18 protein-coding genes are annotated in these 22141 nt (G+C 39.4%); 1 reads left to right on the forward strand and 17 read right to left on the reverse strand.

From position 1 onward, the window contains the following. Positions 1 to 191: 191 nt before the first annotated feature. The 9 genes from nagA to LC455_RS14945 all read right to left on the reverse strand — a co-directional run bounded on the left by nagA (position 192) and on the right by LC455_RS14945 (position 12262). Positions 192 to 1358 carry an N-acetylglucosamine-6-phosphate deacetylase gene (nagA, locus tag LC455_RS14905; RefSeq protein WP_223591928.1) on the reverse strand — a complete coding sequence of 389 codons (1167 nt, stop codon included), beginning with the start codon at positions 1356 to 1358 and terminating at the stop codon, positions 192 to 194. 75 nt (positions 1359 to 1433) lie between these two features. Next, the gene (locus tag LC455_RS14910) at positions 1434 to 2600 is read right to left on the reverse strand and encodes an SIS domain-containing protein (RefSeq protein WP_223591929.1); all 1167 of its coding nucleotides are present in this window, start codon (positions 2598 to 2600) and stop codon (positions 1434 to 1436) included. 23 nt (positions 2601 to 2623) lie between these two features. Further along, positions 2624 to 3529, reverse strand: a complete 906-nt coding sequence (locus tag LC455_RS14915) for an ROK family protein (RefSeq protein WP_223591931.1) — start codon at positions 3527 to 3529, stop codon at positions 2624 to 2626. A 192-nt stretch (positions 3530 to 3721) separates the two neighbouring features. Continuing rightward, positions 3722 to 6388 carry a polysaccharide lyase 8 family protein gene (locus LC455_RS14920; RefSeq protein ID WP_223591933.1) on the reverse strand — a complete coding sequence of 889 codons (2667 nt, stop codon included), beginning with the start codon at positions 6386 to 6388 and terminating at the stop codon, positions 3722 to 3724. Positions 6389 to 6492: 104 nt separating this feature from the next. Then, positions 6493 to 7098, reverse strand: a complete 606-nt coding sequence (locus LC455_RS14925; RefSeq protein ID WP_223591935.1) for a hypothetical protein — start codon at positions 7096 to 7098, stop codon at positions 6493 to 6495. A gap of 116 nt (positions 7099 to 7214) precedes the next feature. Next, complete coding sequence (locus LC455_RS14930; protein WP_223591936.1) at positions 7215 to 8945, reverse strand: sensor histidine kinase; 1731 nt, start codon at positions 8943 to 8945, stop codon at positions 7215 to 7217. 112 nt (positions 8946 to 9057) lie between these two features. Further along, positions 9058 to 10377: an ABC transporter substrate-binding protein gene (locus LC455_RS14935; RefSeq protein ID WP_223591938.1), complete on the reverse strand. Its 1320-nt coding sequence runs from the start codon at positions 10375 to 10377 to the stop codon at positions 9058 to 9060. Positions 10378 to 10472: 95 nt separating this feature from the next. After that, positions 10473 to 11303: a carbohydrate ABC transporter permease gene (locus LC455_RS14940; RefSeq protein WP_223591939.1), complete on the reverse strand. Its 831-nt coding sequence runs from the start codon at positions 11301 to 11303 to the stop codon at positions 10473 to 10475. 14 nt (positions 11304 to 11317) lie between these two features. Continuing rightward, complete coding sequence (locus tag LC455_RS14945) at positions 11318 to 12262, reverse strand: carbohydrate ABC transporter permease (protein WP_223591940.1); 945 nt, start codon at positions 12260 to 12262, stop codon at positions 11318 to 11320. Between the two features lie 253 nt (positions 12263 to 12515). On the opposite strand from LC455_RS14945, the gene LC455_RS14950 reads away from it, so the two are divergent. Continuing rightward, positions 12516 to 13160 carry a YesL family protein gene (locus LC455_RS14950; protein ID WP_223591941.1) on the forward strand — a complete coding sequence of 215 codons (645 nt, stop codon included), beginning with the start codon at positions 12516 to 12518 and terminating at the stop codon, positions 13158 to 13160. Between the two features lie 107 nt (positions 13161 to 13267). Here the strand turns inward: LC455_RS14950 and LC455_RS14955 are convergent, their stop codons facing one another. The 8 genes from LC455_RS14955 to sufD all read right to left on the reverse strand — a co-directional run bounded on the left by LC455_RS14955 (position 13268) and on the right by sufD (position 22134). Then, positions 13268 to 14872, reverse strand: a complete 1605-nt coding sequence (locus tag LC455_RS14955) for a response regulator transcription factor (protein WP_223591942.1) — start codon at positions 14870 to 14872, stop codon at positions 13268 to 13270. Between the two features lie 80 nt (positions 14873 to 14952). Beyond that, positions 14953 to 15114 carry an aspartyl-phosphate phosphatase Spo0E family protein gene (locus LC455_RS14960; protein WP_223591943.1) on the reverse strand — a complete coding sequence of 54 codons (162 nt, stop codon included), beginning with the start codon at positions 15112 to 15114 and terminating at the stop codon, positions 14953 to 14955. 372 nt (positions 15115 to 15486) lie between these two features. Continuing rightward, entirely contained in the window at positions 15487 to 16140 is a 654-nt protein-coding gene (locus LC455_RS14965) for a ThuA domain-containing protein (RefSeq protein ID WP_223591944.1), read from the reverse strand. A 111-nt stretch (positions 16141 to 16251) separates the two neighbouring features. Beyond that, the gene (locus tag LC455_RS14970; RefSeq protein ID WP_223591945.1) at positions 16252 to 17439 is read right to left on the reverse strand and encodes a glycoside hydrolase family 88 protein; all 1188 of its coding nucleotides are present in this window, start codon (positions 17437 to 17439) and stop codon (positions 16252 to 16254) included. A gap of 282 nt (positions 17440 to 17721) precedes the next feature. After that, positions 17722 to 19119 (reverse strand): Fe-S cluster assembly protein SufB, encoded by a 1398-nt coding sequence (gene sufB / locus LC455_RS14975; protein WP_223591947.1) that lies wholly within the window; start codon positions 19117 to 19119, stop codon positions 17722 to 17724. Between the two features lie 51 nt (positions 19120 to 19170). Beyond that, positions 19171 to 19614: a Fe-S cluster assembly sulfur transfer protein SufU gene (gene sufU / locus LC455_RS14980; RefSeq protein ID WP_223591949.1), complete on the reverse strand. Its 444-nt coding sequence runs from the start codon at positions 19612 to 19614 to the stop codon at positions 19171 to 19173. Continuing rightward, the gene (locus LC455_RS14985) at positions 19604 to 20833 is read right to left on the reverse strand and encodes a cysteine desulfurase (RefSeq protein WP_223591951.1); all 1230 of its coding nucleotides are present in this window, start codon (positions 20831 to 20833) and stop codon (positions 19604 to 19606) included. Before LC455_RS14985 ends, sufU begins: the two co-directional genes overlap by 11 nt. Then, the gene (gene sufD, locus LC455_RS14990) at positions 20833 to 22134 is read right to left on the reverse strand and encodes a Fe-S cluster assembly protein SufD (RefSeq protein WP_223591953.1); all 1302 of its coding nucleotides are present in this window, start codon (positions 22132 to 22134) and stop codon (positions 20833 to 20835) included. Before sufD ends, LC455_RS14985 begins: the two co-directional genes overlap by 1 nt. Positions 22135 to 22141: the final 7 nt, after the last annotated feature.

Consider the following 22141-nt stretch of genomic DNA (forward strand, 5'->3'; position numbering starts at 1 on the left):
AAATTCCCCCTATAAATCTATTTTTTCGACCTGTATCAAATCAAAATAATAATTGAGCTAGGACAGGTTAATATAACCCGTTCCCAACTTCTAGTGAATTTAACATACCGGGGGCCATGGCTGTTTTTAGTGCTGTCATAATGGACTGATTTCGATTCACTGCCACGGCTAAAATCATCGCACTCCCTCTTTCAACAAAACAAATTGTTTAAGCTTTGATAGCGGCATACACCATCAAGGTAAGTAGCCGTTAATTCCAATGCTGGAGTCAGCACAATAAAGTCAGCCTCATAGCCTGCCTTAATCTTCCCGCATAGGCCGTCCAATTGAATACTTTTAGCAGGTGCCATACTCGCCATATAGATCGCTTCTTCAGGTGTGGAAATCCCCCATTCGACGACATTTTTAACAGCCGCATTTAATTGCAGAACACTGCCTGCTAAACTTCCACTTTCCAAATGGGCTGCCCCATTTTTTACCTCCGCAGTAAATTCTCCCAGCTGATAGGTTCCTTCCGGCATCCCTCCAGCCATCATACAATCCGTCACCAGGACGGTATTGTTTCTGCCGCGGACATTCATTAAAATGTTGGCGGCAGCGGGATGAACATGGTGCCCATCACAAATGAGTTCGGCAAACACATCTTTTAAATTCATAGCCGCACCGGCCATTCCCGGCTCACGATGGTGCAGCGGGCTCATGCCGTTGTACGTATGAACAAAAATGGAAGCTCCTTTTTCAACGGCTTGTTTGGCTTCTTGGTAAGTGGCGTTACTATGGGCCAATGCCACCGCAATTTTTTCTTTTACGGCAAATTCAATAAATTCCGCTGCTCCTGTTCTTTCAGGTGCCAGCGCAATCTTTTTAATCATCTGATTGGAGCGTTTCTGCCAAGTTTTCAACGCATCAATGGACGGATCACGAAAATAATTTTTGTTTTGCGCGCCTTTATGTTTTTCTGTAAAAAAGGGCCCTTCCAAAAAGATGCCTCTTATTTTGGCGCCCTCCACTTTTGAATAATTAACACCAATCATCTCAACAACGTCATTCAATGAATCTATCGAGGAAGTTAACGTTGTTGGCAGAAAGGATGTCACCCCGCAAGACAAGAGCCCCTTGGAAATTTCATTCAATCCATCAAAATCATTGTCCATTACATCGTGGTTCTTGAAGCCGTGAATGTGCGTATCCACTAATCCTGGAGCGATCCACAGTCCGCCATAATCAATAACTTCTGCGGACTCGTTGGGCAATTCTTCAAAAAAAGCACCGAATTTTCCCTCTTTGATTTCCAAAAAACCGGGACCGGCTGCCCTTTCCTCAAGAAAAAATTTTTCTGCATAAATAAACTTTTCCATTTCTCTTACACCTCTGATCAGAAGCAGTTACAGAAAGGGAGAAAATCCCTATCCAATTATAAAAATTCAAAATTATTACTTGTATTCGTGAATGGTTACCCCTTTTACAACACGGTTGACTGTTCCAGATGGAGAAGGAGTGTCCGGTGTATTGCCCACTTTAATGGAAGCTAGCAGCGAGACCGTTTGACCGATTATGACATACGGAAGGGCCAAGTACGCGTCGGGAATATCTTGGGCTTCAGGTCTAAAAGAAAATGTTTCACCATCATAATTGGTTTCTCCGTCCACTGCGATGGCGCAAATGCAGCAGGCTGTGTTATCTTGCTTCAATTCTTGTAATATATCTAAATCGTAAAAACGTGTATAAGGATGGTTTGAAACAAAAACAAAGACTAATGTTTTTTCATTCACAAACGATTTAGGTCCGTGTCTGAATCCCAGCGATGAATCAAAGGAGGTAGCAATTTTACCAGCAGTTAACTCCAATACTTTTAACTGAGCTTCTCTTGTTAGGCCCTCCAGGCTGCCTGAGCCAAGATAAACGATGCGCTCAAAATCAGTCTCGATTATTTTTTTGATGATATCTTCCCGATTAATGACACTTTCACCCATATGGCGGATTGTTTTAACAATGGCTAATTTCTCACCAACTGATAAAGGATCAAAGACGAGTAAGGCTGTTAACGCCATGCAAGTAAAACTTCCTGTCATAGCGAATCCTTGATCATTGGATTTTTCAGGCATCAACAGCAATAAATTGTTTTCGTCGTTCTTTGCCCGGTTGGCTAACCTCCCATCTTGTGCGCAAGTAATCGTCAACTGATACAAATTGCTTACGATTTGTTCAGCCAACTGGACGGCCGCAATACTTTCTGGACTGTTGCCGCTCCTGGCGAACGAAACTAGTAATGTTGGAACATCTGCTTTTAAAAATTGATATGGATTTGATACTAATGCGGTTGTTGGAATACTTAGCAATTCCCACTGTTCTTCATCCACTTTTTCTTTTAGATAGGGAGTGACTGTATCTCCTACATAGGCAGATGTTCCGGCACCTGTAAAAATGACCCGGACTCTGCTGTGTTTACTAGATAATTTTTGTAGAAATTCTTTAATCTCGATGCTTTTCTTTGTTAACAAGGCAAATGTCTCTTCCCATAAATCTGGCTGCTGTTTTATTTCCGCAGTCGTAATCGATGCACCTAATGGCAATAACTTCTCTTGGGTTAATGTAAACATACCGACATCTCCTCTTGGTTTATTTATATCTTTTCAAATACTCTTAAGCCTGCACCAATCACTCCATTATCCTGTCTCAAGTTGCTGATACTCATCTGGCCTAATAGATGCTGCTGTTCAGGCAATTGATAGATTTTCAACTTTTCTTTTATGATGTCGAGCAGAAAAGGATTGTTTATAATCACACTGCCGCCGAAAACAATTTTATGAGGATCCAATAAGCAGGAAATGGAATAAATGCCTTGAGCCAAATTATCTGTTACCCCTTCGATAATCGGCAGATATTCGGGTGCTCCTGTTGTATATCCGGTAAAGACATCTTTCGTTGAAAGATGTTGAACCTGCAATTGCGTTTTGGCTAAAGTTTGGATAGCTGGTCCGGCTGCGACTTTTTCCAACCGCTCATTTTTTTTTATGGCGGACTTTGACAGAACGGGGATCAAACCCAGCTCGCCGGCAAATCCAGCTCCTCTGATAAAGGTTCCATTATGAATGATCGAGCAGGAGATTCCTGTGCTGATGGTCATATAAACAAAGGTCTCCATCCATGTTCTCCTGGAAAAATTCCACTCGGCAAAGGCAGCCATATACACATCGTTATCGATCGTTACCTTTTCAATAAAAAACTTTTCCTGTAAACGCGATACGATTGGAAAGTGATCCCAACGCAAATTATTTTGAAAAATCGCGATGCCATTCTCCCTATCCACTTTACCCGGGACACCTGCGCCGATTCCTTCTATCTCTGCCCACGAGAAAGATGACTTTTCAAGAACTTGTTCAACCGCCCCTATTACTTGTTGAAACATTTTTTCGCGGTCAGAAGGATCACTTTTTACTTCGGCACGATAAAGCAACTCTCCCGATTCTGTAATGATTCCCGCTGCAATCTTTGTACCCCCGATATCAATGCCGATTGCCTTTTTCATTTTTCTGCACCTCTAATTTAGACACCTTATTAAAATATTGCCTTTTTACGTATCATAATTTTTATGAGGTTGTTTCTATAGGTACGATTTAGGGCTTTTTGTGAAAAATTTTTACTTTATGTAGTTCAATCTAAATGAATAAAAAACAGCCAAGACTATTAAAATAGCTTGGCTGTTACTCAAAAAACGCTATTACCTTTGTGAATCCAAGAGTATGGTTTTACTTAACAAAAAATTAGCAAAAAAAGGATTAATCATTTTTCCAGATTGAGCTCGAACTTGATTTTCAAGATCTGTCACACCATTATCCACTAACTTACTGCCAATTTTGTATTTTTGAATCTGATTAACCTTAGAAATTAAACTGTTATAGATTCCGTCATTCATGATCCAGCCATTTTGATAGCCGAAATCAATGACTTGATTTAACCGTTCAATATCCTTCGACTCATCGACTTGGAACTTCACAACATGTGTTTTACCGATAGACCCGGCCGTATTAACCTCTACTTTTATTGTAGGAGATGTTTGCAGCACCTTTACGGTATCATCTTTACTTATGACAGAAATTCCTGTTTTATCTACATCAATGATGACTTTGTCCTGCTTTTGTGTTGGATCCGAAACAGACAATGTCAATTCACCTTTTTTCTCCTTCACCATAACAGAGGAAGGATTCTCAGCCGTGATGAAATCTGCCGTCCCAGGTGCGAAAAAGTTGGCAGCGGTTATTCCCAGCGTCGTTTCTTTAACCGAATGAACATCCTTTGTATTGCTTAAGATTGTTACATCCGGATTCTGGCTGTATGCTTCTACTTCTTCTTTAGATTTATTTGGCAGCAGTACATACGAATAAGAAGCCTCTTGCGGATTTATTCCATGATTAAAAGCCAAGCTTAAGTAATTTCTTGTAATCGGAGCGGTTGAACCTCCGCTGTTAATATCTTTCCATGATCCGGTTCTTGCTTCTCGTAAACCATCAATTTGTGCAGGATTAGGGAAATAATAGCCGATGTCTGAATTTTGAACATTCCCCTCTAAATGGGCCCACTTGACGTTTTCCATTGGTTCTGACCAGCCAAGACTGCTTGATTTTGTTTCTCCATTTACGGTTAACTGGTTGTCTCCGGCATCTCGCAATTGCCGGTTTTCAACAATCGTTTCTACTTTACGACTGTCCCCGCCTTTAATATCGGATCCGAGCGCAACGATTTCATCATCAAACATGAACCAAGACTTTTTGCCTTGCAAGCTGCTCCCTGTCACATTTGCAAGTGAGAAATCCATACCAGCCGATCCATAAAGCCCATCCATTGTGGATCCGCCTGCCCAATTTCTGGTGTTATAATAAGCGGCCCAATCTCTTAATATTCCTTTTGACCCGTCCGTGGTTGTACCCGCTAATCGGAAGCTGTCGACTGTTGGCCAAAAATCGTTTTTAAATTGCTTAAGATCATTGTTGTATAAATTGGTCATGCCGATTCCTGTATACCAGCCCTTTTGGTTTTCTCCATTGCCGTATTCAAAAGCAGATATCCGATCGGAGAACATGCTTAATCCAAAACCAAAGCCCGGGCGTAAATGCACGACTCGGTCCATACCAGCAAACACCTGATTTTTAAGTAATTCCCCTCTTGGTTGAATCGAAGAATCCGCCATCAAGGATTTTACAAGATTAATATCATAAACCGACAAACCTGCTGTATAGTTAGGGAACGTAGTATCCGTTTGAATCCATTCTTTCACCATGCGCTTGATTGACGTTGATTTTTCCTGAGGAGCTGCATTGGCCAAATTTAACAAGCTTAGAATGATGGTTCTGCCTTTATCATGATCATTTTCATATTGGCGCGAAATGGATCGTCCATTCACCATATCCATCACCGCCCCTTTATAAATAAGCGGTTCAAAAGTATCCGATACCCAGTTAAAGATATTATCCACTTGAGGAGACGGCCATTTAGAATCCTTTAACAAATATAGGATGTCTGCCGTACGCGTGAGCCAAACAGCTCCATAACTGCCTGTGTAAGCAATATTAAAGTGCTGGACGAGGGACCCATCTTTATAAACGCCATCACTATGATCCACGTAAAGATATTCATTAGGAAGCGAATCATGCCCTTGGGTTACTTTTTCATCGGTTTTCCCAATCACCCCTCTGAGGTTAGCGATAAAAATTTTGTCCAGCAGGTTCGCTCCTGTTTCTTTAATGGCATTGTTATACGTTCTCACTTTCGGGTTTGGATCAAAATGGTCAATTGCCTTTATATAGTTATTTAGCTGTGTTGGTGAAAGCTCATCGTACAATAAGACCATAATATCGTTTAATCTCTTTGGTGTTCCGATTTCCCAGTCCCACCAATTTCCATACTCGCTTTTTTGCTCGTTATAACGATTGGCGTACATCCAATCCAAGGCGCTTATAAGGTCAACTTTCATCGCTTCATTATGATATAAGCTTGATCCTTTAATGGAATAGGCAAGCGCCATATCTTTCAAGTTGTTATAGGCACTGGTAATCTCAGCTGAATTTGACGTACTCACTAGGTTCTTCCATAAGTATGACCGGCCCTCTTCCTTATTTAGCGTGTCCCAGTACCCTGTTTTTCCGGCATTTGTAACCCGATTGGATAATTTCACAAGGTACTCATTTATATCCGAGTCATTTGGGTTGTATTGTTCATTTCCCGTCAATTTGTTAAACCATCTTGCACGAGCTTTGTCAAAATCATCCATGGTGACGGACTGCTCCCCTGTTGTATTGGCTTTAGCGATGTTCTTTACAGAAATAAGAGAAACAAGAAGCATGGAAATTATCAATAAAATCATTGATTTCCTTTTTTGCGGTTTAGCCATTGTCTTCCTCCTCGGAATATAGTGAAAATAATGATCTGTTTTCTAAATTTTCAGACTATAAATGGAAGCGTATTCAAAAAACTAATAACCAAACTTTTACTAAATTAATAGTCAACGAGTGTTGCTGCTGCCGTTAAAGCCCTCTTATGATTTTTACTGCTTGCAACAATACCTAGCACTTTTTCGTTTGTATGATAGCCCGCCTTCTCCAAGGGCGGATTCTTGACTATCTTAACTCCGTAACAATGTTCTTGCCCGTTATCCATACTTGATAAAAACCGGGTGCCGTTTGAAAATTTGCTTTCAAATTGATCAAGCGGCAAAAAAGTCCCTTCACGAGCAAAACGTATGAAAGACTTTTTATCCATCACGACTATATCAACGCTTCCCGTTGCAATCATCGCCATCAGTTTTTGCTGGATAGTTCGATCTGAAAGAGTGTTATCACTTGTTGTCCAAAAATTAATTTGAATGTTTGGGGATTCTCTTTCTCCTGAGAATTTTTTGGTAATGTCTCGTTGTACATCGAGCCGCTTTTTCTCTTTTACAAAATTTCCAATAAACACTGCCTGTAAATCTGTTTCCTTTGAGTGATGAATAGATGGAAGAAGGGATAGAATCATCCCAGCAAATAAGATTCCTATGAGGATGAATGATTTGTAATGGTACCAAATTTCATCTGTTTTTTTGAAGAATGTTTTGATATCCATTTTTTTATTCCTCCTTTCCGGGATACCATTACAAAGAAAATGTTACTGGAGCCAGGCACCAGTAACAATGTACGATTTTTACTCATATGGAGGAGGATTTTTACCTTTTCAATTAATCACAAAGGCCCTTTAATAGGAATAGATAAGCGAATGGACAGTCCTGAATTTTCATTACCTTGAAAATCCATCGATACCTCAGGTCCGTAGGTCAGCTTTAGACGTTGAAATACATTTTTAAGGCCAATATGTTTTTTACCTTCATTTTGCTCCGCTTCCTCATGAAGATTGGACTGCAGGCATTTAATTTTTTCTTCCGATATCCCTATGCCATTGTCACGTACTTCAATGATTAATTGTTGATTTTTTATGCTTCTAGCTTGAATAACAATCTCCGGTTTATAGAGAATTTCATTAAATCCGTGAATGATGGCGTTTTCAACTAAAGGCTGCAAAATTAAGCGAGGCACGCGGAAATCTTCCCATTCTTCCGGAAGATCAATAATCAAATCCAAATTCATGTCGTTCCGCATCTTCATAATATCGGTATAGTCAATCAATAACTCACACTCTTTCTTCAGGGGCGTCAGTTCATCTACCCTCATGTAAGCACGCAGCAGCCTCATTAAAGAATCTATTTGACGGCTATGAATGTGATCATTGTTTAAAATCAGATTACATTTAATTGAATTGAGTGTATTAATCAAAAAATGCGGGCGGATCTGAGCAAACAATGCTTGAAGTTCAATCACCCGTTTTTCTTCCTGCTCTTTTTTGAATTTTCCAATCCATTGTTTGATTTGATCGAGCATGTTGTTAAACGCATTTCCCAGTACTGCAATTTCGTCTTTTCCTTCTACCGGGAAACGGACGCTTAGATTTTCATTTCCAAACTGTTCGGCTACCCTTCTTAGTCTATTAAGGGGTTTGTAAATGGATTTGCCAATAAACACTGAAATAATAAGAAAGATCAAGATACTAATAGAAAGAGAAATAGCATAGAAACGAAAGGTTTGCGAAATTTCGCCTGTGATATTTTTAAATGATGAACGATAAAGCAGCTTCCAATTTGCAGCAGAAACGGTTGCACCAACCTTTAATTCCTCCGCATCCGCAGGTCCTGCTTCATTGTCTGGGTATTGAATAATCAACTGTTTTTTATCATCGTACAACTGGAACGTTCCGGAATCTGGTTTTTTAAACAGATGTTTAAAATATCCATGCGGGATTCCTACAAAAATAACCCCTAAATCCTTGCCGTTGGAGAAATCTTTATAGGATCTCACAGCAAAGTAATAGGATTCATTTTCAGTCAATGGCGATATGCCTAATTCGGATTCTGTTACCCAATAGATTCTGTTAGGATTGAGCGTGCTCCTCCACTTTGGATCTAGTGCTTTTGAATTGGGATTCTTAAGGAATGAATATTCCAACGTATTACTTCCAGAGATTAAAAAATTGCTGTTATTCAAATAAAATACCTCTGCCTTTAGTCCAGAAGTTTTAGAGAAAGCTAATTTAAGAAAATCGGAAATGCGGGCATATCTTTGATAATTTTCAAAGGAAGATAACTGACCGACATCTTTAAAAGCCCTAATATCCTCAAACGTGTTACTTCCTGGTTTTCCATAAAGATTGGTGGCATAGACGATTTCCTCGACCGTTTGATTTAAATCGCTTGCATACACATTGACCACATTTTGGCGAGAATCCTTCACCTTCTCGACTACTACACCTCTAATGAGGGAATAAGAAAAAACCGACGCAATCGCAAGGGGAAAGAGAATAAAAATAAAAAAGGAAATTTGAATTTTCCGGTAAAAAGTAGATTTAAACAGCCATTTCATCATTTCCGCCCCTCCTCTGCATCATCTGCCGACAATTTAGTATACCATGACCGCTGAACCTAATAATAAGGGAAAAAGCAACCATTTCGGCTGCTTTTTCTCGGGACAAACGTGTTTACTTGGATTTAGAAATGATATCGTTCCCCTGCTCAACCATCCATTTTTGGGCATCTTCAGCACTTGTTCCATCTAACATGAATTTGCTGAATCCATCCTCCAACACTTTCTTTAATTGGCTGGCATAGCCTGTTGTATAACTTGTATCGTAAGTTACATATCCTCTATTATCGAACACGGAGCTCACTAGTGATTGTTTGTCTACCAGATTTGAGTCTTCACCAATCATTTTGTTAATAACAGCATCCTTGTCGACATTCTTAGATCCTGGAATATCACTGATCACATCTGTTTGCTGCGCCATATAAAGAGCGAATTTATAAGCTTCTTTCTTGTGTTTAGATGACTCCCCAATCGCGAGATAATGTCCGCCAACGTTTTCTGCACCAACCTTAGTGTCTTTTGAAGACTGCGGCAGCGGTGCGAATACAGTTTGGAAATCGTGCGGATACTTTTCTTTATCCTTAATTAAACCGACGAAGAATGCTGCTGTAGGAAGCATAGCTGCTTCACCATTTAAGAATTCTGATGCATAGTGCAATTGGGCGGCAATGACATCCTTAAATGGCTTAACAGAGCCGTCCTTTTCCATGTTACGGCGCAGCTCAAAGAAATTCTTAAAAGATGGATCATTAAATACCGGCTTTTGATCTTTTGTTAAATATGGGTGTGGCAGCTCAGAGTAAGCAACGAAATTATCGTATTCTCCCCAAGTATGGAAGTAAGCGCCATACTGCTTGCCCTTCGTTAATTTTTTGGCATACTCACGGAAATCGTCCCAAGTCCAGCCCCATGTAGGGACAGGCAGCCCGGCTTCATCCAATGCTTTTTTATTTAACGCGACCAGCCAAGGCTGTGAGGTATCTTGGATACCATATGTCTTATTCTCATATTTCGGCACACTGTAGAATTCTTCATCTGGATTAATAGAATCCGCTTTCAAAAAATCATCTACCGGAGCCAACACGCCGCGGGCTGCACGCTCTACCATGAAATCCACATGTGAGAAAGCCACGACATCAATAGGTTGTCCAGTCCCCATCTTAATGTCCAGTTTTTTGTAATATTCAAGACTGTTATTGTTTGTAACGAGCGGTTCATAATGAACCTCAATATTCGGGTTTGCTTTTTCAAAATTGTCAATTTTTTTCTGAATCACATCATTGGTTTCCCAAGTATAGTAGTTGATGGAAACCTTTTCATCTTTCTTTGCTGTTTTTTGATCAACCTTTTCTGTTCCAGCGGAGCAGGCCGATAGAAAAACAGAGCCTACCAATGTCATACTCAACAACATATTTCGCATCTTTTTCGTCTTCATGAATGTTTCCCCCTTTATTCACTTTCAAATTTATTATAATTTTCAATTTAATTTAAGGCTGTGTAATATTTTGAGAACATTGTGCACAATTTTGCCTACCCTTTGACACCGCCAACCGTGATTCCCTCGATAACCTGTTTTTGAAGGATTAAAAATACAATAACAAGTGGAACAATCGCAGCAAGGGCTGCCATCATCGTTGCTGCATAGCTGGTGCCAAATTCATCGGCAAACATTCCCATTCCAAGTGTAATCGTAAATAATTTTTGACTGGATAGAAAGATAAGCGGATTCTGATAATCATTCCAAGTCCAAATAAACTTAAGAATACCCGCAGTTGCCAGAATGGGTTTTACCATTGGCAGCATAATCTGCCAATAAATCCGGAGAAATCCGGCCCCATCCATCTTTGCCGCCTCGATATATTCCGTACTGATTCCGATCATAAACTGCCGCATCAGGAACGTAAGCGGGATGGAGAATGCAGACATGAGTATGAGTGCTTCATGAGAATCATACAGGCCAAGCCAATTGATCAGGATAAATCTAGGGACCAGCGTGGATTCTGACGGAACTAAGAAAAACGCCATTAGTAAAAAAAACACTGTATTTTTAAAAGGAAAATTTAATTTTGCAAAGGAATATCCCGCCATCGAAGAAATGATCAGCGTAATGACAGTTGAGATAATGGCAAGTTTTAATGAATTGAAATAAAACAATTCAAACGGGACTTTTCCAAGCCAGACGGTTTTAAAGTTTTCAATGATGTTCCAGTTATTTGGAATCCATTCGATTGGGTAAGACATAACATCCTTCTCTACCTTTGCTGCAGAAGAGAGCATCCATAACAAAGGGGACAAGAACAAAAGCGACAACATCCCAACCAAAATCGTTCCAATAATTTTTGATACTTTCAAGTTCGTCATATCATACACACCTCCTAAAAATTCTCTTTTTGCGCCCTGGCAGTAATAAGAGTGATGACAGCAACAATGACAAATAATATCCAAGATAATGCACTTGCATAACCCATTCTAAAATTTTGGAAACCTTCTTGGTAAATATAATAAACAAGAACATTCGTTGAATTGTTTGGTCCTCCTTCGGTTAAAAAAGCAATCAAATCAAAGACCTTAAACGAGTTTACAATCGATGTGATAAGCAGGAATAAAGTTGTTGGTCCCAGCATTGGAACGGTAATATGAAAAAATTGCTGAAGCTTGTTTGCACCGTCTATTTGGGCTGACTCATATAATTCCGCTGACACACCTGTTAATCCTGCGAGATAAATGACGACATTATAGCCGACGATATTCCATACTGCGATAATAATGATTGCCCAAAGAGCAGAATCCGTACTGCCGAACCAATCAGGCGGATGGGCAATTCCTATCGAATGTAATACTTTATTAATCACACCCAGAGAAGGATGGAATAATACAGAAAATACTGTTGCCACTGCAACCATCGTTGAAATATAAGGTACAAAGAATGCCACCTTAAAAAAGCCTTTAAAATAGACAGTTGATGAAATTAACACAGCGATCACCAATGATAACCCAATACTGACAGGAACATATACGAGAGAAAAAATAAAATTGTTTTTCAAGGCTTGGTAGAAAACCTTATCGTGGAATACATTGATGAAATTCTCTAATCCAATAAAATGAATTGCTTTGAGTCCGCCTACCAAGTTCCATTCAGTAAAACTTAAATACAATGAAAAAAGCAGCGGGAAAACACCAAGCCCAACAATCCCAATAAATTCTGGGGCAATGAAAAGCCAACCGCTTAACGATTCTCGACGGGAGTTCGTCCAAAAACTTTTTTTAATCATAGACTTCCCAATTGATTTACGGGTTGTTTTTACTATGTTCGTTTCCATTATATCCTCACCTCATCTTTTGTTTGTACTCTAAATTTAATGGAATCTTAGTGGGGTTCCCATTGACAATTTGTACTTGTGCGTGCAATATTTTTACCTTTTCAAAAGCCTGTTCCAGCTTTTTTCAGAGTATACCCATGGGTAAAAATCTTTCACATGAGGGTAAAAATTCTTCACGACCGATTGTTCCTATTTTCTTTATAATAATAAATATTAATGAAGATTTTCCGTTCATATAAAGGAGGGGGTAAGAATGGAATGGAAAGGTATTTTGGGATTAATCTTCCGTACGTGTGAGTGGATCATGCTTTTGGCGTACCTTAATATTCTTTGGATTCTTTTCACTCTATTAGGAGCAGTTGTTTTCGGGATCTTCCCCGCAACGGCAGCGATGTTTGCGGTCATTCGAAAATGGTTGATAAGTAAACATGATGTACCAGTGCTGAAAACATTTTGGACCTATTATCGGGGAGAATTTTTAAAAACAAACCAATTAGGACTAATGTTTTTCGTGACAGGTCTCATTCTATATCTTGACTTTAAAATCATTGATTTTCAAAATGAATTCATTCATAAGATATTTTTGATTGTTTTATTCCTGTTTACTAGTGTTTACGCAGTGACTTTTATTTATATTTTTCCGGTCTTCGTCCAATATGATTTGAAACTTCTCCAGTATGTGAAAAATGCTTTTCTGATCGGGATTGCTAACCCGATTAGAACCGCCATGATGGTAGTGTGTCTCATTACTGCCTTTTTTGTACTAAGACTGGCGCCTGGTCTGCTTCCTTTCTTTTCAGGTAGCCTGCTAAGTATCGTGATGATGACTTTTGCTTATCAATCTATTAATAAAATTGAACATAAAAAAAGCAGCTCTGCTGTAAGCAACAATCATTAACAATTGAAACGAAACATTCAGACCAAAAGCAACCCCATTTTGTACTAGGACGATAGCAAGCAGCCGCTTCTCCAAGGTCAAAATGGGGTTTATTTACAATTAAATCTTTACGTAAGAATCTTATTTGCTTGCCTGGATTTATATTCCCCCGGGCTATATCCTGTATGTTTCTTAAATATTTTGGAGAAGTAAGTTCTGTCGGAATAGCCCAGCTGACTTGCAATAATTTCAATGCTGTCTTCTTTTTCCTTCAACAATTTTTCAGCCGTCTTCATTTTAAAGCGATGAATATAATCCGTGAAGTTTTCACCAGCTAGTCTTTTAAAATAACGCGAAAAGTAACTAGGGTTTAAGAAAAGGAAGTTAGCCATATCCGCCGAACTGATATTCTCAGACAAATGCTCCATGATAAATTGATCAATTTCTTGCAGCTTTGGTTTTTTCCTTGAATCGTTTTGTTTGTCCTCCATGGAACTCATCAATTGTTCAGCTTTATTTTTTAACAATAAGATGAAGTCTTTCAACTTAACAGAATTCTTCAAAAAATAGGCGAACTCCTCGCTTTTTAAAGAGTTTCCGCTTTTTACATCCATATAGCTAATCCAGCGCTCCCCGTTATCTATAAGTTGTTTAGGATTAATGTGTTTTTCAATAGACAACGCTTCCAATTCATCGATTGTTCTGAAGATGGTTGGTAGATCGTTATGATCAAATGCTTTCATCAACTCGTTACCTAACGGCTTTAGCATTTCATTTGAATTGATATGCCAATCACTACGATGGTTAGAATGTAATCCGCTTATAGACGAATCAAGATAAAAGGCCTGATAACGAGATTTGCTCAATTTCACTATTTCGTCCCCAAGATTTGCTCTTTTAACTATATTTCTACTGTATAAAAAAGAGAGATTTATTTTTAAGTATTCATTAACCCTCTGTTGCAAATCAACTAGAAAACGATGATACTCTTCAAAAGTGTTTTGGGAAATCGTATATTTAAAGTTAAAAATGATATAAAGATTATTCTCTTTATCCAGAATGGGTGTCATTCCTTTAACATTTTGAGCTAACTCCTCAGCAATGTTAAGAATCCCAAATTTTATAAAAAGAATATCACGAAGACTATATTTTTCCGGTAAAGTAGAAAAATCAATAAAAGATTTCCCCATTATAAAATCAGGAAATACCCAATGAATCCCTAACTTTTTACCGTACCCCAGTATATTTTCTATATTTTTTCCAGATAGAATTTGCTCTAAAAAGTTTTGCTTTAAGACTTCTTTATTTATTTGGATTGTTTCCCTGAATGAATAGAGTTCCAAATTATCTTGTGAATCCTTTAAATGCTGCAGTGATTTTCTAAGACTTTTTTCCAATTGTTCAGAAGTCAGTTCATCTTTAATCAAATATTCGTCCGCACCTAATTGGACCGCACGTTTCGCGTAATGAAAATCCTCATGACAGGTTAGGAATATCATCCGGACATCCGGTTTCAATTCTCTAAATTTCTCTGCTAATTCAAGCCCATTTATTTGAGGAAGTCCAATATCCGAAATAACAATGTCCGGGAGTGTAGAGTCAAATAATTGAAGTGCTCTCATAGGAGAGTAGGCTGCAGCACAAATAGTTAACTCGAGACTGTTCCACTGAACCAACTTTTCTAAATATTTTAGCATTGGGACGTCATCATCAATCAGCATGATTTTATACATAGTGGAAAGCCTCCTTTTACTTAAATATACTAGCTTTATTTTTGACAAGTAACAACTTGCTCTTTATTGTTGTTTGTATGCTAACTTATAAGATTTTTGGAGAACAGTTCTTGATAAATAATGATTAACTGGTCAAGTTCTTTACTGACTTGAATGGTCTTGTGTGCCGATAGTCCATACTGCTCGGCTAGGGCAAGCATCTTTTTTCTCTTCTTTTCAATTGAAATTTCTAACATTTTCATGTATCAACTTCCTCAATCGTAATTCACATATAATTCTACATTTTTTTGAAAATTAATTAAATTAGAATTACAAATGATCGTATGAAGTAAAACTTAAGGATGTGTTTGTCAGCGCCTCCAAGTTCCCTATCTTAGCGAGGAGACTTTGCAGAAAACCTTCATTCGAGATCAATCCATTGTCGCCGGCAGCATGGATATTTAATTTATATTATATTCCGTCTATTTTTTTAATTCTGTGCAGAATTTTGAGGAGGTTGTGCAGAATTTTGATTTCTCTTTTGTTTGAACTATACACCTAGTAGCCAAAAACACCCGGTTGCTCAAAACCGGCTTGGCTTTTTAAAAGAATAAAGCTGCAGAAAATCTGCAGCTTTATAGTTGATTAAATAATGTCCAATTTATTTTTCCTGCTAACAAGCTAGAGATGTTTGTATTTAACATTCCATCTTTCGTATGAGCCGGAGTAAAGCAGCATATTTTCCCTTTTGCATAGTGATGCTTCCATCCTGCAAGTGAATCTCCATCAGCACTAGTGCTCCAAAGGTCTACTTTTGTATTTGCTGCATCGCAATGAACTAAATAGTGCTCATCGGTAAGGAAGAATATTTTCTCTCCACTTTTTTCATTTTCCTTACACATGTAAATCACCTGTTGAAGTCCTGGTGGATGATAGACAAAATAGCCTCTTAACATGTGAATATAGTGGGATTCTGGTGAATACCCTGCCATACCGGCATGCCAAGCAAGGATACTCCCACCCTCTTTGATGTAGTTGACTAGCTTTTTATCCAAATCTTCCGTTAGCCAGATAATCACTTGTTCATCCATTGGATTTAGCTGGGCCATTTTTGCATTGATAAATAAGTCTGGTTTATCATCGAGAACTTGTGAAACTTCTTCATGTGTAATATATTGAAGGTCAATACTTTCATGGTAATGTAATCTTGAAATGGCTGCTTGTAATCCAGCTTTTAGATCGTCTATATCATGCCAATAATCTCCTAATAATGCTGCAATATTTAACATCCTGCTAATCTCCTTACCAGTTCAACTATACATTAATAAAAAACTGCCAGATTATTCATCTAACAGTCCAATTCACAGTCGCCTATTATTATTTTGATCACTAATATGATTCTACCAATAAAGCTCCCAGTCTTTAAGTACCCTTACTAATGCCTCCATATAGTAGTAATCGCCCCAGATGTTGCATTCATCGACTCCGACATTATGAGGAATGCTGTAAACAGCATGTAAAAGCAAACCATTTGATTCAGAATGATTGATGGTAGTATAATTTTCAATCAACGATTTCAAAATATGCATTGCTGTACTTTGATAGATGTTTTTCATTGGATGATCAAGAGGAAGCCATTTATCCATTTCCAAAAGTCCACAGATGGCAATACTGGCAGCTGATGAATCCCGATACTGATCGCCTTCTGTAAACATAAGATCCCAATAAGGAATATAATCCTCAGGCAGTCGATTGAGAAAATATTGGGTTACCTTATGATACATTTCCATAAAGCTCTCATCTTTTGTATACAGGTAACTTAAAGGAAAGCCGTACACGCCCCAGGCTTGGCCACGGGCCCAGCAAGAATCGTCTGAATACCCTTGAGCAGTTACCCCTTTTGCAGGTTGACCAGTCTCACTGTCAAAATAATACGTATGGAACGTCGATGCATCCTCTCTAACCACGACTTTCATAGCTGTTTTAGCATGCTTGTATGCTGCATCATAAAAACGCTGATCGCCAGTAACCTCGCTCGCCCAAAACAGAAGCGGTAAGTTCAAGTAACAATCAATAATCAAACGATAGTTATCAGGGGCGTTCAAATCCCCCCATGCTTGGATAAATTCACCCTTTTTACTAAAGCGCTCCATTAATGTATCTGCAGCCTTAAGCGCAATATTTTTTGCCTCTGAATTTCCTGTCAGCTTATAAGCAGCTACACAAGACAGAGTATAAAGAAACCCTAAATCATGGTGGTTTATCCCTAATCGCTCATCGATTCTTTTACGGAAGGTCTCCACTTGAATTTCGGCAACCTCACGAAACTTCTTATTCCCGGTCATTTCATATGCAAGCCAAATCATTCCTGTCCAAAAGCCCTGTGTCCATTCATAATCATTTTGGACCGGTGAATACACATTGTTGACGCTCGCAGCATCTGGAAATGTTTCCTTGAAAAGCTCAAGATTTTCTTCCACTTTTCGAATACAGTGTTCTAAGGCTTTTTCAACTTGATGTTTTGTTAATCCATGGTCCTTAAAAAACCTTTCAGGATGTAAAATACCTTCTTCAATCACTCTTGACATGGCTGGCTTCTCCTTTTAATAAATTCGATCTCAAAAAAATATACATTCATTATAACTTCCGCCATTCTCGGAATATGTGTAAATTTTTTCCCTAAGTGTGTTGTTTTTTTACATGTTCAAACGAGAAATGAAGCCGATATGAAATCTGTCGGAAAAATAAAAGAAGACGAACTTTAAAAAGTTCGTCTCCTGCACTAAAAAGATAATATTAAATCGGCGTGCCGACATTTTTACAAATTATGATAAACCCAAAACCCTTGATATACAAAGGTTATTTCTTGGTTATCCAATAGAACCTTCCATTTCGAACTTGATCAAGCGATTCATCTCAACGGCGTATTCCATTGGCAGTTCTTTTGTAAATGGCTCGATGAAGCCCATAACGATCATTTCAGTTGCTTCCTGCTCAGAAATACCGCGGCTCATCAAGTAGAAAAGCTGCTCTTCAGACACCTTGGAAACTTTGGCTTCGTGCTCAAGTGAAATGTTGTCATTTAAGATTTCGTTGTAAGGTATTGTATCTGAAGTTGACAAGTTATCCATAATCAACGTATCGCACTCAATATTTGCACGTGCACCGTCGGCTTTGCGGCCGAAGTGAACTTGACCACGGTAAGTTACTTTACCACCATGCTTAGAAATAGACTTAGATACGATCGTTGAAGATGTATTTGGTGCCAAGTGAATCATTTTCGCTCCGGCATCCTGGTGCTGTCCTTTACCTGCGATGGCAATTGACAATGTCAAACCGCGGGCGCCTTCCCCTTTTAAAATAACCGCAGGATACTTCATGGTTAACTTCGAACCGATGTTACCATCAATCCATTCCATGGTCGCATTTGCTTCACAAACTGCACGCTTGGTAACCAGGTTGAAAACGTTATTTGCCCAGTTTTGAATTGTTGTATAACGGCAGTAAGCATCCTTTTTAATGATAATTTCAACAACCGCACTGTGAAGCGAGTTTGTTGTATAAACTGGAGCTGTACAGCCCTCAACATAATGCACGTGTGCGCCTTCATCAACGATGATTAATGTACGCTCGAACTGACCCATGTTTTCAGAGTTAATTCGGAAGTACGCTTGCAGAGGCGTATCCACTTTCACACCTGGCGGGACATAGATGAAAGATCCGCCGGACCAAACAGCAGAGTTTAATGCCGCAAACTTATTATCAGTTGGCGGAATAACCTTTGCCCAATGCTCGCGGAAAATGTCTTCATTTTCTTTAAGCGCGGAATCCGTATCTTTAAAGACGATTCCTAGTGCTTCAAGGTCTTCCTTCATGTTATGGTAAACAACCTCTGATTCATATTGTGCAGATACCCCAGCAAGATACTTTTGCTCTGCTTCAGGAATACCCAATTTATCAAAAGTTGCTTTAATTTCTTCAGGAACTTCGTCCCATGACTTCTCTGACTTCTCAGATGGTTTTACGTAATACGTAATTTCATCGAAATTTAAAGAACCCAAATCTCCGCCCCATTGCGGCATTGGCATATTGTAAAAATGCTCAAGTGATTTCAAACGGAAATCCAGCATCCATTGCGGCTCGCTCTTAAGCTTTGAAATCTCTTCAACAATTTCCTTTGTCAATCCACGCTTTGATCGGAATATGGAAACGTCTTTATCGGCAAAACCATATTTATAATCACCGATTTCAGGCATTTTTTTTGCCATTATCGTGTCCTCCATTCATAAACGAGAGGGGCCATAAAAACCCCTGCCGTTCTATTGTTGTTCCTCTTCCTTTAAACTCTTTTCCATTGCCTTCCAAGCAAGTGTGGCACACTTAATTCGGGCTGGAAATTTGCAAACACCTTGAAGTGCCTCGATATCGCCTAAATCGATATCGTCATCATCGTAATCTTTGCCCTGCATCATATCGGAAAAAATCTGCGCCAGCTTTAAAGCTTCTTCGATTTTCTTCCCTTTAATCGCCTGCGTCATCATCGACGCAGAGGACATCGAGATCGAGCAGCCTTCCCCTTCCTGCTTGGCGTCTACCACGATCCCATCTACCACCTTAAGGGTTAAGCGAATGCGGTCACCGCAGGTTGGGTTGTTCATATCTATCGTATGGCTGCCATCTTCCAATACCCCGCGATTACGAGGATTTTTATAATGGTCCATAATAACTTGACGGTACAGTGTATCTAAATTATTAGAAGACATCGCTGAAATACTCCTTTGTTTTGACAAGCCCTTCAACAAGTTTATCAATATCTTCTTCAGTATTGTACAAATAGAAGCTTGCACGAGCAGTTGCGGAAGCTTTTAACCATCTCATCAGCGGCTGGGCACAATGATGTCCGGCGCGAACTGCAATACCTTCCGCATCTAAAACAGTCGCCACATCGTGCGGGTGAACGTCTGCTAGATTAAACGTTATTAGTCCTGCACGCTTTGCCGGATCAAGCGGACCATAAATGGTCATGCCTTCAACCGTTGACATTTTTTCTAAAGCATATGCAGTAAGCTTATGTTCATGCTCGGCAATATTGTCTAAGCCAACTTCATTTAAAAAATCGATGGCAGAGCCGAGACCGACAGCACCTGCAATAATCGGTGTGCCTCCCTCGAACTTCCACGGCAACTCTTTCCATGTTGATTCGTATAATTGAACGAAATCAATCATTTCGCCGCCAAATTCGATTGGCTCCATATTTTCAAGTAAATGTTTTTTCCCATAAAGAACACCAATGCCGGTCGGACCGCACATTTTATGTCCTGAAAAAGCAAAGAAATCACAATCTAAATCTTGAACATCAATTTTCATATGCGGAGCACTTTGCGCACCATCCACTACCATAACCGCTCCATTTTCATGGGCAATCTGGGCGATTTCTTTGACAGGATTGATGACACCAAGAACGTTGGATACCTGCATCACCGAAACAATTTTCGTATTCGGTGTCACTGTTGCTCGTATATCCTCGAGTGAAATCGTTCCATCCTCTTGAAGCGGGATGTATTTGAGCTGGGAACCTGTCCGTCTCGCCACCTGCTGCCACGGAATAATATTACTGTGGTGCTCCATATACGTAATGACGATTTCATCGCCTTCCTTCAGGTTCGCCGCCGCGTAGCTTGCAGCAACTGTGTTGATGGAAGTTGTTGTTCCTCTTGTAAAAATAACTTCTTGCGTAGACTTGGCATTGATGAACTTACGAACCTTTTCACGGGCACCTTCATAAGCATCAGTAGCTCTTGTTCCTAGTGTATGCACACCACGGTGGACATTGGAATTGATTTCACGATAATATTTTTCAACGGCTTCAATAACCTTTAGCGGCTTTTGGGAAGTTGCTGAACTATCCAAATATACTAAAGGCTTGCCGTTAACCTCTTGATCCAGGATTGGAAACTGTTTGCGAATATCCCCGATATTCATTAGCGTACTTTCCTTTCAATCACTTCAGTTAACTGTTTCTTTACTCCTTCAATCGGAAGCTGGTTCACAACTGGAGCAAGGAAGCCATGAATAACTAAACGTTCGGCTTCTTTTTTCGGAATGCCGCGGCTCATTAAATAATAGAGCTGGATTGGGTCAACACGGCCAACTGACGCTGCATGTCCTGCAGTTACATCGTCCTCATCAATGAGGAGAATTGGGTTGGCATCGCCGCGTGCTTTTTCGCTAAGCATTAGTACACGTGATTCCTGCTCTGCATTTGATTTAGAAGCGCCATGTTCAATTTTGCCGATTCCATTGAAAATAGAAGAAGCGCTATCCTTCATTACGCCGTGCTTTAAGATATAACCTTCTGTATGTTTACCAAAGTGTACGACCTTAGTAGTAAAGTTTTGTGTTTGTTCTCCGCGTCCAACCACAACTGTTTTTGTGTCGCCATATGCGCCGTCACCAAGCAGGTTTGTTGTATTTTCGGAAATCGTATTGCCTTCATTCATTAAACCAAGCGCCCATTCAATTCGAGCATCTCTGCCCGCAACACCGCGGCGGTTCACGTAGGTAGTGATTCCTTTTGCCAGGTAATCAACCGCTCCATATTGAACCTTCGCATTACTATTGGCAATGACTTCGGTTAGAATGTTGGCTAATGCATTCGATTCTTCCATCGTGGAAATATAGTTTTCAACATAAGTTACGGAGCTGTTGTCATCCGCCACGACGATCACATGATTGAATAGATTCGCTTGGGCATCATCTTGTACATACACCGCTTGAATTGGTTCAGAGATTTCAACATTTTTAGGAATGTATAAGAAAGCTCCCCCATTCACAAGCGCAGCGTGAAGGGCAGTTAAACGGTGCTCATCAGCGTTAATTGCCTGTGTCATATAGTACTTTTTCAATATGTCACCATGGTTCTTTGCAGCGGTGAAAATATCGGTAAAGATAACACCCTTCGCTTTTAGGTCTTCTGATAAAGATAAAAAGGCAGGAGTCTGGTTTCGTTGAATGTATAAGTTCTTATTCTCTTCAACTAATGCTTTTACTTCCTCTGGAAGTTCAGCCAGTGAAGTGTATGCAGCACTTTTTACAACATGCTGATCAAATTGCGTGAAGTTCCACTTATCAATTTTTGTTTTATCCGGGCGAGGCATAGGCACTTCCTCGAAATAGTCTAATGCCTTCAGGCGAAGCTCTGCAAACCAGGCAGGTTCGCCTGTCTCTTTTGAAAAAGAGCTTACAAACCCCTTATCAAATGGTAATTTTGTTTCTGTTGTCATTGTAATC

It is taken from the genome of Neobacillus bataviensis, from assembly GCF_019969725.1.